Genomic DNA, 15453 nt, shown 5'->3' on the forward strand with positions numbered 1-15453 from the left:
TAGCCGCGAGGCTCAACCCGCGCGAAAGATCAGGTGGTCTTCCCAGTCGTCTTCATCCACGTCCTTTTCACTGAGCATCCGCCCTGACCGGGAAATGCGCTGCTCATGGACCTGCTGGCGATCCCCGCACACCAGGTGATGCCAGGCCGGCAGGTCCTGGCCTTCGCTGACCAGGCGGTAACCGCAGGTGGGCGGCAACCACTTGAACTGGTCGGCCTTGCCTGGGGTCAGCTGGATGCAGTCGGGCACCTGCTGGAAGCGGTTGGGGTAGTCGCTGCACGCGCAGGTGCCGAGGTCGAGCAGCTTGCAGGCGATGCTGGTGTAATAGACGCTGTTGTCCTCTTCGTCCTCGAGCTTCTGCAAGCAGCACAGGCCACAGCCGTCACACAGCGACTCCCACTCCGGGGCGTCGAGCTGCTCGAGGGTCTTGCGCCGCCAGAAGGGCGCGGTATCGGCGATCATCACACGGTTTCCTGCAGTCAACTTCAATCCGCGGCGCGCGGCGGCGCCAGTCTAGAGGCAGTCCGGCGGCAACGCCAGACCGCTTGTCAGTGCTCGTCGGACACAGTAGCGTGCGGTCTTTGACCCCGCCCTTGCAGGAGCAACCATGAGCGCCACCCCCCGCATCGCCGACTATGCCATCAACGAGCAGTTCATCAACCGCTGGTCGCCCCGCGCCTTCAGCGACGAACCGATCAGCCAGCAGACCCTGCTGAGCTTCCTCGAGGCCGCGCGCTGGGCGCCTTCGGCCTACAACTCGCAGCCGTGGCGCTTCCTCTACGCGCGCCGCGACACGCCAAGCTGGACGCGCTACCTGGATATCCTCAACGAATTCAACCGCAGCTGGGCGCAGCACGCCTCGGCGCTGGTGCTGATCCTCTCCAAGACCACCTTCGCCGCGCCCGGCTCCGATGAAGAAAAACCTGCCCTGTGGCACACCTTCGACACCGGTTCCGCCTGGGGTCACCTGGCGCTGCAAGCCAGCATCAGCGGCTGGCACACCCACGGCATGGCCGGCTTCGACCAGGACCTGGCCCGCCGCGAGCTGAAGATCCCCGAGGGCTACGCGCTGCATGCCATGGTGGCGATCGGCAAGCTGGGCGACAAGGCGACCCTGGCCGAAGCGCTGCAGGCCCGCGAGATGCCAAGCCCGCGCCGGCCGCTGAGCGAGCTGGCGGCCGAAGGCGACTTCAGCTTGTAACGCGACCTTTGCAGGAGCCAGCGCGCAACTGGCGAACAGCGGCAACGCGGTGTCATGCACCGCGTTGCCTGGTTCGCCAGCAAGGCTGGCTCCTACAACCTGTGGCTTGCCTCAATAACCGCGGGCGAAATCCACTTCGCCACGCAACCCCTGCCCTGCCGCGTACGCCTGCGCATTCTCGACGAACAACCGCGCCATCGCCACCGGCGAGGTCGGCGCCGAGCTGTGGCCGGTCAGCAGCAGCCCCCAGGCGGTCCAGAACGGATGGCGCTGCGGCAGCGGCTCCTGGCGGCAGACATCGATCACCGCCCCGGCCAGATGCCCCTGCTTGAGCGCCTCGACCAGGTCGGCATCGACCACCGCCACGCCACGCCCGGCATTGATGAACAGCGCGCTGGGCTGGAAGCACCGGAACAGCGCCGCGTCATACAGATCGTGCGTGGCCGGGGTATCGGGCAGCAGGTTGAGCACGTAGTCGACCTGGCCAACCAGGCGCGGCAGTTGCTCGAGTCCGGCTACCTCGACGAACGGCGCCTGCTCGCGGGCGCTGCTGGCCACGCCGTACAGCTCGACGCCGAAGGGTTGCAGGAACTCAGCCACCCGCTGGCCAATATCGCCGGTACCGACGATCAGCACCCGACGCCCTTCCAGGGTGCGCCCTGGGCGGTCATCCCAGCGCCGCTCGACCTGGCTGACCAGGCGCGACAGCACTTCGCGCTCATGGCCGAGCATATAGGTGAGCATGTATTCGGCCATCACCTGGCCGAAGATACCCACGGCGCGGGTCAGGCGATAATCACGCGGCAAGCCGTCGGCCAACAACGGGGTGATGCCAGCCCAGGTCGACTGCATCCAAACGGGCTTGTGGCCCTGGCGCAGCAGGCTGGCCAGCAGGTCCGGCTGGCCCAGCCAGACCGGGCATTGGGGGGCGAAGCGCGCCAGTTCGGCGGAATCGCCGCTGGTCAGGACCTCCAGGTCCGGTGCCAGCTCGCCCAGCAGGCGAGCATAGTGGGCATGATCCTGTTCAGCGATCAGAACACGCATGTGCAAACACAACCTTGGCAAACAACGAAAGCGGCCCGCCAGGCGGGCCGCAGGGAGAGGCGCGCGGCCCGGCTCAGGCCGGGTCGTTGCGGCGCAGCAGCTCTTCGGGCAGGTGCTCGATGTAGTCGTCGTCCGGCGGTGGCATCTGCAGGTGGTAGCCCTGGTTGTCGAGGTTTTCCAGCACCTTGGCGATATCCTCGCGGGCCAGCTTGCGCTCGGGGGTCAGCACCAGGTCGAAGGCGTGCAGCGGCGTGCCGAAGAACGGCAGCAACGCCTCGGGCACGCGGGCCAGGCCGTCGGCCTTGAGCACGTAGAGGTACATCTCGTTCTTGCGTGGGCTTTTGTAGATGGAGCAAATGCGTTTCATCGGGAATCTCCGGCGCCCGCCAGGTCGTCCAGCAGGGCCTGGCCCATGCGCTCGCGGCGCCAGCCGCGCAGGGCATCGGGCAGTTGATAGGGGCCGTTGGGGTAGCCGCTCTTGAGCAGCGCTTCGAGGGCTTTTTTACGCAGCATCAGCTCCGGGGCGATGCCCAGGCGCTCGCCCTCGGCCTGGCCGATGGCGCGCAGGCGCTTGAGGATGCCGGCGGCCTCGATCGGCAGCGGCTCGGGCAGCGGCGCTGGCCACTGCTCCTGCGGCAGCGCGGCGGCACGCTTGATCAGCTGGATGAGCTGCTCGCCGTCCTGGCGGATGGTCCGTGGGTGCATCTCGTCGATTTTCGCCAGGGCCGACGGCGAGTCGGGCTGGCTCTTGGCCATGGGCCACAGCGAGTGCTCCTTGAGGATACGGTTGCGGGGTACATCGCGGCTGCGGGCTTCGCGCTCGCGCCAGGCACACAGCTCGCGCAGCACCGCCAACTGCTGGCGGCCCAGTTTCCAGGCCAGCTTGACGTCGCGGTACAGGGTCTCGGGCTCGACTTCGCGGCGCAGCGCGGCGACCAGTTCGGCGCCGTCCTCGAGCACCCAGGCGTACTTGTCATCGGACAAGCGCGGGCGCAGCGCGGTGAACAGTTCTGCCAGGTGCACGGCATCCTCGGCGGCGTAGCTGACCTGGGTGTCCGACAGCGGGCGTTGCAGCCAGTCGGAGCGGGTCTCGCCCTTGGGCAGGTCGATGCCCAGCACGTCCTGGACCAGGCGCGAATAGCCCATCGAGAAACCGATGTTCAGGTAGCCTGCGGCCAGTTGCGTGTCGAACAGCGGTTGCGGCAGCTTGCCGGTCAGGCGCAGCAACACCTCGAGGTCTTCGCTGCAGGCGTGCAGCACCTTGACCACGCCGCTGTCCTCGAGCAGCCCGGCCAGCGGTTGCCAGTCGCGGATCAGCAACGGGTCGATGAGGAAGGCCCGCTGGCCGTCGCCGATCTGGATCAGCCCGGCCTTCGGGTAAAAGGTATCGACCCGCATGAATTCGGTGTCGAGCGCCACGAAAGGCAGTTCGCGCCAGCTTTGGCAGTGCTCGGCCAGGGTCTGGTCGTCACGGATCCAGTGAATATCGATGGCCACGAGGCTCTCCCACTAACATTGGCGCGCAGTATATACGGCGCGGGCGCTCTGGGTGAAACCTCGCAAGCCACGCCATCCTTGGTACCGACCGCGGTGGCGGTCAGCGATCGGCCGCCAGCCAGGGGCGGCAGCCGGCAAACAGGTCCAGCGACTGCTGGTAAACCCCGGTGCGCACCTGCAACAGGCCGAGCATCGAGTGGAACAGGTTGTCCTGGGACAATGGCGCATCGCGCAGCTTGGCCAGGCAATCGGTGTCCAGGCCGAAGTCCTGCTGGTAGCTGTCGGAGAACCAGGCCAGCAGCGGCACGTGCTTCTGCTGGTCGGGCGCCATCATGTACGGCGTGCCGTGCAGGAACAGGTTGTACTCGCCCAGCGACTCGCCATGGTCGGACAGGTAGATCATCGCGGTGTCGACCTTGTCCTGCCTGGCGCGCAGGGTATCGATCAACGAGGCCAGCACCTGGTCGGTATAGCGCAAGGTGTTGTCGTAGGCATTGACGATTTGCTCTTCGCTGCATTGGTTCAACGCGTTGCTGCGGCACACCGGGGTGAACGCCTCGGCGCCGGCCGGGTAGCGCTTGAAGTACTCCGGGCCATGGCTGCCCATTTGATGCAGCACCAGCACGGTGTCCTGGTCGAGGTTGTCGATCAGCTCGGCGAGGCCCTGCAGCAGGATCTGGTCATGGCATTCGCCACTGGCGCACAGGGTCGGGTCCTTGAGGTTGCTGACATCGATGAACTGCACTCGGTCGCAGGTGCCCTTGCAGCCGCTCTGGTTGTCACGCCACTGCACCGCCAGGCCGGCGCGCTGGAGGATATCGAGCAGCCCCTCGCGGTTCTTCGCCACGCTGGGCACATAGTCCTTGCGGCCCATGCCGGAGAACATGCACGGCACCGACACGGCGGTCTCGGTGCCGCAGGAATGCACGTCGGTGAAGCTCAGCAAGCCCTGTTCCTTGGCCAGTTGCGGGGTGGTGTCGCGGGCATAGCCAAGCACGCCGAAGTTGTCCGCCCGGGCACTCTCGCCCACTACCAGCACTGTCAGCGACTTGCGTGCATGGTGCTGCCAGGCGGCATCGCGGCGAGCATCTTCGCCATAGGCCTGGAAGGGCTGGGCGGCGCTGCCGATCTGTTCGCGAACGTAGCCGAACGAAGCACCGACGATATTGCTCGGGGTGAGCATCAGGCGCAGTTCATGGTGGTTGCGCAACAGCGAGGAAAGCCCCTGGTAATTGACCAGCGCCACCGAGCCCAGCGCCGCCACGCAGGCGCCGCTGACCACCAGCTTGCCCAGCAACTCGCGGTGCCAGGGCCGATAGGCGATGTTGGCCTTCCATACCAGCAGCGACGGCAATACGCCCAGCAGCAGGATATACAAGGCAAACTTCAACGACAGCAGGTCGCGGACTTCCGCGGCATTGGTTTCGGCGACATTGCGAAACATGCCGGCATCTATAAGTACGCCGTATTGGTTCATGAAGTAAGCGACCGCCGCGCCGCTCAGGAACAATACAATCAGCACCGGCTTCAATACATAACGAAACGCCAACAAGGTAAGAATAAGATTGAACGCGAACAACATCATTACCGCGAAGGCCAGGCTCAGCCACAGCCCCACCATGCCGGGCGGCACAATGGCTTCGAGGTGTTCCCAGAGAAACAGGTTCATGCCGATCAGCAGGTACAGGCTGGCCAGCAACGTGACCCATTCAGTCCGCAGGGATTTAAGTGTGAGCATGGCGTTCGCATTAAAGGTTCAACAGCGGCCAACAGGCCCGCACGGGCAGGTTGGGAAGTTGCGCGAACTTTAGGAATGCGAGCATCAATTTTTTGTGAAAAAGACGCCAACGAATTGCTGGATTGACGTCTTTCATGGATTAAACAACTTTCATTCAGCCGCCATTCAGCCAGGCAGGCGAAGCTTGGCGTACGGCGCGCGGTCGATGTCCAGCACTTCCACGCACAGCTGGATGTCCAGCCCGGCCTGGACGGGGATCGCCTCGTGCAGCACCTCGAGCAGGCTGCTGGCCAGCTGCTGCTTGACCTGCTCGGAGCGGCCGCTGAGGATCGCCAGGCGCACATGGGCGAACGCCCGCTCGCCCGGCGCGGTGCCGACGCGGTACTGGGCGAAGGCCTGGGCGCGGCTCTTGATGTCCAGTTCCTCGGCGAATTGGCCGCTGCCGACCAGGGCGTGGTTCAGGCGCAGCAACAGCACGTCGACCTTGAGGTCGCGCAGGTTGTCGCTGTATTCGAGGTTCAAGTGAGGCATGGTGCGGGTTCCGTTCACGCAGGGGGATGCGACAGCCTACCCCAGTCCCGCAATGGGGCAAAGGCGACTATCCTCAGGGTTCAGGCTCGTTCGACAACCCGCCAGAGAGGTGAAGAAATGCCCGTTCCGCATGATTTGCTCGCAGACCTGCACGTTTCCGCCGAGCAGTTCCAGGCCCTCATCGACAAGGACCACGACCTGCACAAGCTGCACAAGGAATACAACGCCAAGGACAAGGAAGTGGTAGCCGCCGAAGGCAACGGCACCAATGACGACACGGTCAATCTGCTGCGCAGGGAACGCTTGCTGCTCAAGGACAAGATCGAAAGGATCGTCCATCCGCCCAAATCCTGAATCGACGCCTTCAAGGGAGCGCATCCCCCCTGTAGGAGCCGGCCTTGCCGGCGAACACCGGCAAGGCCGGTGCTTCCGCCGCGTTGCCTGCAACGCCCGCAAGGCCGGCTCCCACGGGCCTGGAAACGCCCGACGCTCAAGCCTGGGCCGAGGCCTGCAGCGCCGTCTGCAGATCCTCGATCAGATCGCGATAGTCCTCGATCCCCACCGACAACCGCAGCAGGTTCTCGCTGATCCCCATCACCCCCTTCTGCTCCGGGCTCAGGGAGTTGTGCGACATGCTCCAGGAGTGGTTGATCATGCTCTCCACCCCGCCCAGCGAGTCGGCCAGTACGAAGATCGACAGCGCCTCGACCAGGCGGTTGACCGCGGCCCGATCCCCCTTGATGCGCAGCGCCACCACCGCGCCACCGGTGCGCATCTGGCGCTTGCTCAGCGCATGCTGCGGATGGCTCTCGAGCCCCGGATAGAACACCTGCTCGACCTGCGGGTGGCGCTCGAGGAACTGCGCCACGCGCAGCGCGTTGGCGCTCTGGCGCTCCATGCGCACGTCGAGGGTCTTGAGCCCGCGCAGGGCCAGGTAGCAGTCGAACGGCCCCTGGATCGCGCCGACCGCCATGCTGATCTTGCGCAGACGCCCCAGCAGTTCCTGGTTGGCCGCCACCACCACGCCGCCGGTGAGGTCGGAGTGGCCGCCGATGTACTTGCTCGCCGAGTGCATCACCAGGTCCACGCCCAGGGTGATCGGCTGCTGGTTCCACGGCGAGCAGAAGGTGTTGTCGATGCAGGTCAGCACACCGCGGGCGCGGGCCAGGTCGCAGACCGCCTTGATGTCCACCAGGTGCAGCAGCGGGTTGGTCGGCGACTCGATCCAGATCAGTTGCGTGTCCGGGCGGATCGCCGCCGCCACGGCGTCGATGTCGTTGAGGTCGACGTAGGTGGTGGTCAGCCCCGAGGTGCGCCCGCGGTAGTCTTCCAGCAGGCGGAAGGTACCGCCGTAGACACCGTTCATCACCACCACGTGGGCATCCTTGGACAACAGCTCGAGCACCGTGGCGGTGGCGCTGACGCCCGAGGCGCAGGCGACCGCGCCAACGCCCTCTTCCAGCGCCGCGACGCAGGTTTCGTAGGCATGCCGGGTCGGGTTGCTGACCCGGCTGTAGGCGTATTCGGGGTTGTCGTCCAGGCCGCGCTTGATGAACGAGCTGGAGGTGACGATGGCCGGGAAGATGGCATTGTCGGCGACGCTGGACTGTTCGCCGGCGTGGATGGTACGGGTGGCGAAATTGCGCGGCTTGTCGGACATGTTCGGGCCCATGGGCTGAGGATGGAAAACCGCCACTATCTCATATCCGCCCCGGCCCGGCGCTGTCGGAACGTTACTGTCGCTCGCCACGGCGCCAGTGGTTTCAATGCGCTATGCCAGCGGCTACTCTCTGGAAACTTTTTCTCTTTTCAGGCTGCAGCACGCAATGGACAGTTTCGATCAGCACATCCTCACCCTGCTCCAGCGTGACGCCTCGATCTCGCTCAAGGACCTGGCCGAAGCGGTCAACCTGTCGACCACGCCGTGCTGGAAGCGGGTCAAGCGCCTGGAAGAAGACGGCTACATCAAGGGCCGCGTCGCCCTGCTCGACCCGGTGCGCCTGGGCCTGGGGCTGACGGTGTTCGTCCAGCTCAAGACCCAGCGCCACGACAGTGCCTGGCTGGCGCAGTTCGCCGCCACGGTGACGGCGTTCGAGGAGGTGATGGAGGTGTACCGCATGTCCGGCGACTGGGACTACATGCTGCGGGTAGTGGTGGGCGACATCGGCGCCTACGACCGCTTCTACAAGAAGCTGATCACCAGCACCGATGGGCTGTCGAACATCACCTCGAGCTTTGCCATGGAGCAGATGAAGTACACCACGGCGTATCCGGTGCATCGCTAACACCGAGCGGCGTACCCCCTGTGGGAGCGGGTCTACCCGCGCACACCGGCATCGCGCCGCCTGGTTCGCCAGCAAGGCTGGCGCCTACAGTGAGTGGACCTGCGGTGTTCCTCACGCCTGTGCGGCGATCACCTCGATCCGGTTGCCGGCCTGGGCCTTCTCCAGCTTGATCGCCACGAACTTCGAGGTCGGCGTGTAGGTGCCTTCGCCGTAACTGTCCAGCGGCACCAAGGGGTTGGTCTCCGGGTAGTAGGCCGCCGCCTGCCCCTGCGGCACGTCATAGGCCACCAGGCGGAAGCCCGATACCCGGCGCTCGCGGCCATCCTCCCACAGCGACACCAGGTCCACCTGCTCGCCGGGCTCGAAGCCCAGGCGACGGATATCGGCCTCGTTGACGAAGACCACCTCGCGCAGGCCGAACACACCGCGGTAGCGGTCGTCCAGGCCATACAGGGTGGTGTTGTACTGATCGTGGGAACGCAAGGTCTGCAGGATCAGGTCCGGTGTGTCACCACGCGCCAGCACCGCTTGGTTGATCAGTTGCACCGGCAGCTCGCTGGCGGTGAAGCGCGCCTTGCCGGTGGCCGTGCGGAAGTTGCGGTCCGCGGCGTTGTTGCCCAGGTGGAATCCGCCTGGGTGCTGCAGGCGCGCGTTGAAATCAGCGAAGCCCGGGATCACATCGGCGATCAGGTCGCGAATGCGGCCGTAGTCGGCGATCACATGGTCCCAGTCGATCGGCCGGTTGCCCAGGGTGGCCTGGGCCATGCCGGCGATGATCGCCGGCTCCGAGCGCAGGTGCGGCGAGCGCGGCTGCAACTGGCCGTGGGAGATGTGCACCATGCTGAAGGTGTCTTCCACGGTGACGCCCTGCGGGCCTTCGGCCTGCAGGTCGATCTCGGTGCGGCCCAGGCACGGCAGGATCAACGCGTCGCGCCCGGTCACCAGGTGCGAGCGGTTGAGCTTGGTGGAAATCTGCACGGTCAGCTCGCAGTTGCGCAGCGCCGCATGGGTGCGTGGGGTATCCGGCGTGGCTTGGGCAAAGTTGCCGCCCAGGCCGATGAACACCTTGGCCCGCCCCTGTTCCATGGCCTTGATCGCCAGCACCGCGTTATGCCCGTGCTCGCGAGGCACGCTGAACTGGAAGCGCCGCTCGATGGCATCGAGCAAGTGCGCCTTGGGCTTCTCGTCGATGCCCATGGTGCGGTCGCCCTGCACGTTGCTGTGGCCACGCACCGGCGACAGGCCGGCGCCCGGCTTGCCGACGTTACCGCGCAGCAATTGCAGGTTGACGATCTCCTGCACGGTCGGCACCGAGTGGCGGTGCTGGGTGATGCCCATGGCCCAGCACATGATCACCCGCTCGGCCTTGCGGTACATGCGCGCGGCCAGCTCGATCTCGGCCTTGCTCAGGCCGGACTGCTCGATGATGTGCTCCCAAGGGGTGGCATCCACCAGGGCCAGGTAATCTTCCACGCCGCTGGTGTGCTCGGCGATGAACGCATGGTCGAGCACCGGCGGCTGGTTGTGCAGTTGCGCCTCGCGCTCCCACTGCAGGAGGAACTTGGCGATCCCGCGCATGGCCGCCATGTCGCCGCCCAGGGCTGGGCGGAAGTAGGCGGTGTTGGTCGGCTCGGAGCCGTTGCTGAGCATCTCGAACGGGTGCTGCGGGTGCTGGAAGCGCTCCAGGCCACGCTCTTTCAACGGGTTGAAGCAGACCACCTGGGCGCCACGCTTGACCGCCTCGCGCAGCGGCTCGAGCATGCGCGGGTGGTTGGTGCCGGGGTTCTGGCCAATGACGAAGATCGCATCGGCCAGCTCCAGGTCATGGAACACCACGGTGCCCTTGCCCACGCCAAGGGTTTCGGCCATGCCCACGCCACTGGCCTCGTGGCACATATTCGAGCAATCGGGGAAGTTATTGGTGCCGTAGGCGCGCACGAACAACTGGTAGAGGAACGCCGCTTCGTTGCTGGCCCGGCCAGAGGTGTAGAACTCGGCCTGGTCGGGCGACTCGAGGCCGTTCAGGTGCCGGGCGATCAGGGCGAAGGCCTCTTCCCAGCTGGTCTGGACGTAATGGTCGCTGGCCGCGTCATAGCGCATCGGGTGGGTCAGCCGGCCCTGGTACTCGAGCCAGTAGTCGGTCTGTTCGCGCAACGCACTGACGCTGTACTTGGCGAAGAACGCCGGGTCCACCGAACGACCGGTGGCCTCCCAGTTCACCGCCTTGGCGCCGTTCTCACAGAATTTGACCATGTCGCTTTCCGGCGACTCGCCCCAGGCGCAGCCCGGGCAGTCGAAGCCACCGTTCTGGTTGGTCTTGAGCATGGCCCGCAGGTTCTTGAAGGCGTTCTCGCTGCCCAGCCAGCTCTTGGTCACGCTCTTGAGCGCGCCCCAGCCGGCGGCCGGCCCCTTGTAGTCCCTGATGTGTTCGTCCTGGCTCATGCTGTGAAACTCTCGCGCGGTGTTTTCTCCAGCCTAAGAAGCGCGCCCCAGGCACGTCCAATCGATATGAGTGAAAACGTGATAAACGCCGTCGATCATGGCCTGCAGCCCTTGCCTGGCGAGGCCTGCAGCCGTGATAGAGGAGACTGATCGAATAGTCGGGCAAAGCAATTTGACGGCACTGGACGCAGGTTATAGCTTGAACCTTGTCTGCGGCCTTGCGCCGCCCCCACCCTCTTCAATGTCGAGCGCGAACGTGGAAAAGAACCCCCAGGCCCTGATCGACGGTTTCAACCGCAAAGTCGACTACCTGCGGATGTCGGTCACCGACCGCTGCGACTTCCGCTGCGTCTATTGCATGGCCGAAGACATGCAGTTCCTGCCGCGCCAGCAGATCCTCAGCCTCGAGGAGCTGTACCAGGTTGCCGAGCGCTTCGTCGCCCTGGGCACCCGCAAGATCCGCCTGACCGGCGGCGAGCCGCTGGTACGCCAGGGCATCGTCGAGCTGTGCGGGCGCATCGCCGCCCTGCCCGGCCTGCGCGAACTGTGCCTGACCAGCAACGGCTCGCAGTTGGGCCGCCTGGCCCAGCCGCTGTTCGATGCCGGCGTGTCGCGCCTGAACATCAGCCTCGACAGCCTCGACCGCGAACGCTTCCGCGCCCTGACCCGCACCGGTGACCTCGACCAGGTGATCGCCGGCATCGACGCCGCCCGCGCCGCCGGCTTCCGCCGCACCAAGCTCAACGCCGTGGTGCTCAAGGGCCGCAACGACCATGAGATCGTCGACCTGGTGCGCTTTGCCATCGACCGCGAACTGGACATCTCCTTCATCGAGGAAATGCCCCTGGGGGTGATCAGCGAGCATGAACGCGGCGAGTCGTTCTGCTCCAGTGACGATGTACGCGCGCGCCTGGCCGAGCACTTCACCCTGATCGAATCGGCCGAGTCGTCCCAGGGCCCGGCGCGCTACTGGCGCCTGGCCGAGGCGCCGAACACCCGGGTCGGTTTCATTTCGCCGCACAGCCACAACTTCTGCGCCACCTGCAACCGCGTGCGCCTGACCGTCGAGGGCCGCCTGTTGTTGTGCCTGGGCAACGAGCACTCGGTGGACCTCAAGCAGGTCCTGCGCCAGCACCCAGGCGACGGCGAGCGCCTGGAACAGGCGATCCGCGACGCCATGCAGCTCAAGCCCTACCGCCACCACTTCGAGGTCGGCGGCGAGGTGCAGATCCTGCGTTTCATGAACATGACCGGCGGCTGATCGGCTGCCTCTGGAACCGCCTTGATCGTCCATCCACGCCCCGACATGCTGCGCGTGCTGTTCACCCTCAAGGGCTCGATTATCCAGCGCATCGCCTTGCGCTGCCTGGGGGTGACCCTGCTGGCGGCCTTGATCGTGCTGATCGAGCGGCACTACCCGGCGCTGTTCTACCCGGTCAGCGCCACGCCGTTCACCTTGCTCGGCCTGTCGCTGTCGATCTTCATGAGCTTTCGCAACAACGCCTGCTACGACCGCTGGTGGGAAGGCCGCAAGGCCTGGGGGCGGATGATCATCGAAGTGCGCTCGTTCACCCGCGAGAGCGTGGTGATCAAGGACCAGCAGTTGCGCACGCTGCTGCTGCGCAACCTGTGCGCCTTCGCCCACGCCCTCAACGCCCGGCTGCGCAACGAGGACGAATTGCGCGCCGCCCGGCCCTGGCTGGGCGAGCAGGCGCGGATCGTCCCCCACAATGTCTGTGACGGCATCCTGCGCGAGGTGGGCGAACACTGTTCACGGCTGGCCGAACAAGGCGCGCTCAGCGAGTTCCGCTACACCAGCCTGGCGCAGCGCCTGGCGGGGCTTTCGGACGTACAGGCCACCTGCGAGCGGATCAAGGGCACGCCATTGCCGTTCCCCTACACCCTGCTGCTGCACCGCACCATCTATATCTTCTGCCTGCTGCTGCCGTTCGCCCTGGCCGAACCCCTGGGCTGGCTGGCGCCGTTGTTCACCACCATCGTCAGCTACACCTTCTTCGGCCTGGATGCGATCGGCAACGAGCTGGAGGACCCGTTCGGGCGCGACGAGAACGATTTGCCCACCGATGCGCTGGTGCGCACCCTGGAGCGCGATGTGCTGGCGGCGCTGGGGCACGAGCCGCTGCCGCCGGCGCTGGAACCGGTGGATCATGTGCTCAGTTGAAGGCCCATCGCGACTGGCCCCGCGATGGGCTTGCCAAGGTCAACCGCGGCTTGCGCAAGCCCCGATCGGCTTGAGGTGGGCGACGAAGTTGCACGGCCGGTGCCGGGCATCCAGCTGCTCGGCGAGAATTCCCTCCCACGCCGTGCGGCAGGCACCGGTCGAGCCCGGCAGGCAGCACACCAGGGTGCCATTGGCCATGCCGGCCAACGCCCGGCTCTGCACCGTGGAGGTACCGATATCGAGAATCGACAGGGCGCGGAACAGCTCGCCAAAGCCATCGATGTGCTTGTCCAGCAGGCAGCCCACCGCTTCCGGCGTGCTGTCACGCCCGGTGAAACCGGTGCCGCCGGTGACCAGCACCACCTGCACCTGTTCGTCGGCGATCCAGCTGGCGACCTGGGCGCGGACCTTGTACAGGTCATCCTTGAGCAGCTCGCGCGCCACCAGGCGATGGCCGACGCCGACCGCGCGGCTGGCCAGCAGCTCACCGGAGGTGTCGTTGTCGAAGGTACGGGTGTCGCTGACGGTCAGCACCGCGATGTTCAGCGGCACGAACACCGCATCAGGTTTCACGCTCATGGGAACTGCTCCGGAAATGGGCTCGCGGCCACGTTAGAGACAACCCCTGGCAGCGTCCAATCGATAGCGCATACCGCATGATCGACGCTTTCTATCGCCATGCAGGCCGGCATCGCGGCAGGCACGGCGAATTCGTCATCAATGATTAGCCAGATGCTTCACTGTTGGTTAAGGTCATCACACCCCGCAACCCAGGCCGCCCCATGGACATCAAACAGCTCAAGTTCCTCATCGCCCTCGACCAGACCCGCCACTTCGGCCAGGCCGCGGCGCTGTGCCATATCACCCAGCCGACCCTGTCCATGCGCCTGCGCAACCTCGAGGACGAGCTCGACCTGGTGCTGGTCAAGCGTGGCCAGCGCTTCGAAGGCTTCACCGAGGCCGGCGAGCGCATCCTGGCCTGGGCCCGCACCTTGCTCGCCGCCCACGACGGCCTGCAGGCCGAGGCCGCCAGCTGCCGCGGCCAGGTGGTCGGCAGCCTGCGCCTGGGCACCGTGCCGCTGGCCAGCTTCAACCCGATGGCGTTGCTGATGCCGCTGCGTGAGAAATACCCCGAGCTGCACTTCCAGCTGTCGTCGCTGAGCTCCGAACAGGTCATCGACGGCCTGAGCCGCAACCAGCTCGACCTGGGCATCTGCTACCTCGACCAGGTCAACACCAGTTTCTTCGAGGTGATCGAGCTGAGCACCACCACCATGGGCCTGCTGCACGACACCCGGCATTTCCGGTTCGAGACCGAGTCCCTGCGCTGGGACGACCTCGGCGAGCTGCCGCTGGGCCTGCTGAGCAAGGGCATGCACTACCGCCAGTCGCTGGACCTGAGCTTGCGCAGCCGGGGCCTGGAACCCAATGCCGTACTCGAGAGCGACTCGACCTTCCAACTGATCCAGGCGATCAACACCGGCCTGTGCTGCGCGATCATGCCGCTCGATTGCGGGCTGGAGGAATTGAGCCAGCACATGCGCATCATCCCCGTGCAGGACGCCAGCATCCATAGCCCCATCGGCCTGCTGCTGCGCCGCAGCGAACCCCGCTCGGCCATCGCCGAGCAGTGTTTCGACGAGGCAAAAGCCATGTTTCAGCCTTCCTGAGCCGTCGCCTGCCGATACTGGCGCGGGGTGAAGCCAGTCAGCTGCTTGAACTGCCGGCTGAAGGCGCTGTGGTCGGTGTAGCCGCAGCGCAGGGCGACCTCGATGATCGGCAGGTCGCTGTGCAGCAGCTGATGGGCGTGCTCCAGGCGCGCCTTGTGGATCATCTGCCGCGGCGTGAGGTGGAAGACTTTCTTGCAATAGCGCTCCAGTTGCGCCACCGAGATGCCGGCGATGCGGGTCAGCTCGCCCAGGCTGATCGGCTGGTGGAAGTGCGCGCGGATATGCCCGTCCACCGCGGCCAGGCACTGGTAGGCCGGGTGGCTGTCGGCGGCTGACTGCAGGTCGACCGAGATGCCGACCAAGCCGATGATTTCGCCCAGCTGGTTGTACAGCGGGCGCTTGTGGGTCAGGCACCAACCGGGCTCGCGGCTGCCGTACAGGTGCAGTTCGAGCTGGTCTTCAAGTACCAGCCCTTCCTTGAGCACACGACGGTCCTGCTCGGTATAGCCGGGGCCCAGCTGTGCCGGAAACACTTCGGCGCTGGTCTTGCCCAGCAGCGGTTGCAGGCGTTTTAGGCCGCAGCGCTGGACCAGCGTGTTGTTGGCCAGCACGTAGCGGGCGGCCGGGTCCTTGATGAAGATGGCGGCGTTGGGGATGGCGTCAAGGATCGGCAGCAGCAGCGACACACTGGCCAGCAGCGCCTCGAGGCTGGCGGGGCGGAGCTGGTCGAGGGCTGCCAGGGGGTTGTCGGTCATCTGTCGGCTCATTGTAGGAGCGGCCTTGTGTCGCGAAAGGGCTGCGCAGCAGCCCCGGGATCTGTGCCTTCATGCAAAATTGCCGGGCCCGCTATGCGGCCCTTTCGC

General features: G+C 65.7%; 16 protein-coding genes. 6 read left to right on the forward strand and 10 right to left on the reverse strand.

Translation table 11 applies throughout. From position 1 onward, the window contains the following. Positions 1-12 precede the first annotated feature (12 nt). A complete protein-coding gene (locus tag KSS95_RS20915; protein WP_217849284.1) occupies positions 13-462 on the reverse strand; it encodes a YcgN family cysteine cluster protein in 450 nt (149 codons plus the stop codon). A gap of 145 nt (positions 463-607) precedes the next feature. Here KSS95_RS20915 and KSS95_RS20920 point away from each other — a divergent pair, with 145 nt between their 5' ends. Then, on the forward strand, positions 608-1201 hold the full coding sequence (locus KSS95_RS20920) for a nitroreductase family protein (protein ID WP_217849286.1): 594 nt from the start codon (positions 608-610) through the stop codon (positions 1199-1201). Between the two features lie 111 nt (positions 1202-1312). Here the strand turns inward: KSS95_RS20920 and KSS95_RS20925 are convergent, their stop codons facing one another. From KSS95_RS20925 to KSS95_RS20945, 5 genes are all read right to left on the reverse strand, one after another. Then, positions 1313-2245, reverse strand: coding sequence for a D-2-hydroxyacid dehydrogenase (locus KSS95_RS20925; RefSeq protein WP_217849288.1), 933 nt, complete (start codon positions 2243-2245; stop codon positions 1313-1315). A 73-nt stretch (positions 2246-2318) separates the two neighbouring features. Further along, complete coding sequence (locus KSS95_RS20930) at positions 2319-2612, reverse strand: YcgL domain-containing protein (protein ID WP_217849290.1); 294 nt, start codon at positions 2610-2612, stop codon at positions 2319-2321. Further along, positions 2609-3742, reverse strand: coding sequence for a ribonuclease D (gene rnd / locus KSS95_RS20935; RefSeq protein ID WP_217849292.1), 1134 nt, complete (start codon positions 3740-3742; stop codon positions 2609-2611). The genes KSS95_RS20930 and rnd overlap by 4 nt, the downstream gene beginning before the upstream one ends. A 100-nt stretch (positions 3743-3842) precedes the next feature. Beyond that, positions 3843-5480, reverse strand: coding sequence for a phosphoethanolamine transferase (locus KSS95_RS20940; RefSeq protein ID WP_217849294.1), 1638 nt, complete (start codon positions 5478-5480; stop codon positions 3843-3845). Between the two features lie 165 nt (positions 5481-5645). Continuing rightward, on the reverse strand, positions 5646-6011 hold the full coding sequence (locus tag KSS95_RS20945; RefSeq protein ID WP_217849296.1) for a 5-carboxymethyl-2-hydroxymuconate Delta-isomerase: 366 nt from the start codon (positions 6009-6011) through the stop codon (positions 5646-5648). Between the two features lie 117 nt (positions 6012-6128). Here KSS95_RS20945 and KSS95_RS20950 point away from each other — a divergent pair, with 117 nt between their 5' ends. Beyond that, positions 6129-6365 (forward strand): DUF465 domain-containing protein, encoded by a 237-nt coding sequence (locus KSS95_RS20950; RefSeq protein ID WP_217849298.1) that lies wholly within the window; start codon positions 6129-6131, stop codon positions 6363-6365. A gap of 136 nt (positions 6366-6501) precedes the next feature. Here KSS95_RS20950 and KSS95_RS20955 read toward each other — a convergent pair whose 3' ends face one another. Further along, the gene (locus KSS95_RS20955; RefSeq protein WP_217854049.1) at positions 6502-7683 is read right to left on the reverse strand and encodes a trans-sulfuration enzyme family protein; all 1182 of its coding nucleotides are present in this window, start codon (positions 7681-7683) and stop codon (positions 6502-6504) included. A gap of 154 nt (positions 7684-7837) precedes the next feature. Here KSS95_RS20955 and KSS95_RS20960 point away from each other — a divergent pair, with 154 nt between their 5' ends. Further along, complete coding sequence (locus tag KSS95_RS20960) at positions 7838-8296, forward strand: Lrp/AsnC family transcriptional regulator (protein WP_217849300.1); 459 nt, start codon at positions 7838-7840, stop codon at positions 8294-8296. 111 nt (positions 8297-8407) lie between these two features. Here KSS95_RS20960 and KSS95_RS20965 read toward each other — a convergent pair whose 3' ends face one another. Then, positions 8408-10738 carry an FdhF/YdeP family oxidoreductase gene (locus tag KSS95_RS20965; protein WP_217849302.1) on the reverse strand — a complete coding sequence of 777 codons (2331 nt, stop codon included), beginning with the start codon at positions 10736-10738 and terminating at the stop codon, positions 8408-8410. 256 nt (positions 10739-10994) lie between these two features. On the opposite strand from KSS95_RS20965, the gene moaA reads away from it, so the two are divergent. Further along, a complete protein-coding gene (gene moaA / locus KSS95_RS20970) occupies positions 10995-11999 on the forward strand; it encodes a GTP 3',8-cyclase MoaA (RefSeq protein ID WP_217849304.1) in 1005 nt (334 codons plus the stop codon). A gap of 21 nt (positions 12000-12020) precedes the next feature. Then, positions 12021-12920 (forward strand): bestrophin family protein, encoded by a 900-nt coding sequence (locus KSS95_RS20975; protein WP_217849306.1) that lies wholly within the window; start codon positions 12021-12023, stop codon positions 12918-12920. A gap of 39 nt (positions 12921-12959) precedes the next feature. Here the strand turns inward: KSS95_RS20975 and moaB are convergent, their stop codons facing one another. Beyond that, on the reverse strand, positions 12960-13499 hold the full coding sequence (gene moaB / locus KSS95_RS20980) for a molybdenum cofactor biosynthesis protein B (RefSeq protein WP_217849308.1): 540 nt from the start codon (positions 13497-13499) through the stop codon (positions 12960-12962). A gap of 203 nt (positions 13500-13702) precedes the next feature. Here moaB and KSS95_RS20985 point away from each other — a divergent pair, with 203 nt between their 5' ends. Then, complete coding sequence (locus KSS95_RS20985) at positions 13703-14590, forward strand: LysR family transcriptional regulator (RefSeq protein ID WP_217849309.1); 888 nt, start codon at positions 13703-13705, stop codon at positions 14588-14590. Here KSS95_RS20985 and KSS95_RS20990 read toward each other — a convergent pair. Beyond that, positions 14578-15345, reverse strand: a complete 768-nt coding sequence (locus KSS95_RS20990) for an AraC family transcriptional regulator (protein ID WP_217849311.1) — start codon at positions 15343-15345, stop codon at positions 14578-14580. The two genes, KSS95_RS20985 and KSS95_RS20990, sit on opposite strands and share 13 nt — an antisense overlap. Positions 15346-15453: the final 108 nt, after the last annotated feature.

This window comes from Pseudomonas muyukensis (genome assembly GCF_019139535.1).
In the GTDB taxonomy this organism is placed as follows: domain Bacteria; phylum Pseudomonadota; class Gammaproteobacteria; order Pseudomonadales; family Pseudomonadaceae; genus Aquipseudomonas; species Aquipseudomonas muyukensis.

Excerpts from the sequence above, each read along its gene's own strand:
- KSS95_RS20950 (WP_217849298.1), top strand. The coding sequence starts at position 6,129 with ATGCCCGTTCCGCATGATTTGCTCGCAGACCTGCACGTTTCCGCCGAG.
- KSS95_RS20930 (WP_217849290.1), bottom strand. The coding sequence starts at position 2,612 with ATGAAACGCATTTGCTCCATCTACAAAAGCCCACGCAAGAACGAGATG.
- KSS95_RS20985 (WP_217849309.1), top strand. The coding sequence starts at position 13,703 with ATGGACATCAAACAGCTCAAGTTCCTCATCGCCCTCGACCAGACCCGC.
- KSS95_RS20990 (WP_217849311.1), bottom strand. The coding sequence starts at position 15,345 with ATGACCGACAACCCCCTGGCAGCCCTCGACCAGCTCCGCCCCGCCAGC.
- KSS95_RS20965 (WP_217849302.1), bottom strand. The coding sequence starts at position 10,738 with ATGAGCCAGGACGAACACATCAGGGACTACAAGGGGCCGGCCGCCGGC.
- KSS95_RS20945 (WP_217849296.1), bottom strand. The coding sequence starts at position 6,011 with ATGCCTCACTTGAACCTCGAATACAGCGACAACCTGCGCGACCTCAAG.
- KSS95_RS20955 (WP_217854049.1), bottom strand. The coding sequence starts at position 7,683 with ATGGGCCCGAACATGTCCGACAAGCCGCGCAATTTCGCCACCCGTACC.
- moaB (WP_217849308.1), bottom strand. The coding sequence starts at position 13,499 with ATGAGCGTGAAACCTGATGCGGTGTTCGTGCCGCTGAACATCGCGGTG.
- KSS95_RS20920 (WP_217849286.1), top strand. The coding sequence starts at position 608 with ATGAGCGCCACCCCCCGCATCGCCGACTATGCCATCAACGAGCAGTTC.
- KSS95_RS20960 (WP_217849300.1), top strand. The coding sequence starts at position 7,838 with ATGGACAGTTTCGATCAGCACATCCTCACCCTGCTCCAGCGTGACGCC.
- KSS95_RS20925 (WP_217849288.1), bottom strand. The coding sequence starts at position 2,245 with ATGCGTGTTCTGATCGCTGAACAGGATCATGCCCACTATGCTCGCCTG.
- KSS95_RS20940 (WP_217849294.1), bottom strand. The coding sequence starts at position 5,480 with ATGCTCACACTTAAATCCCTGCGGACTGAATGGGTCACGTTGCTGGCC.
- KSS95_RS20915 (WP_217849284.1), bottom strand. The coding sequence starts at position 462 with ATGATCGCCGATACCGCGCCCTTCTGGCGGCGCAAGACCCTCGAGCAG.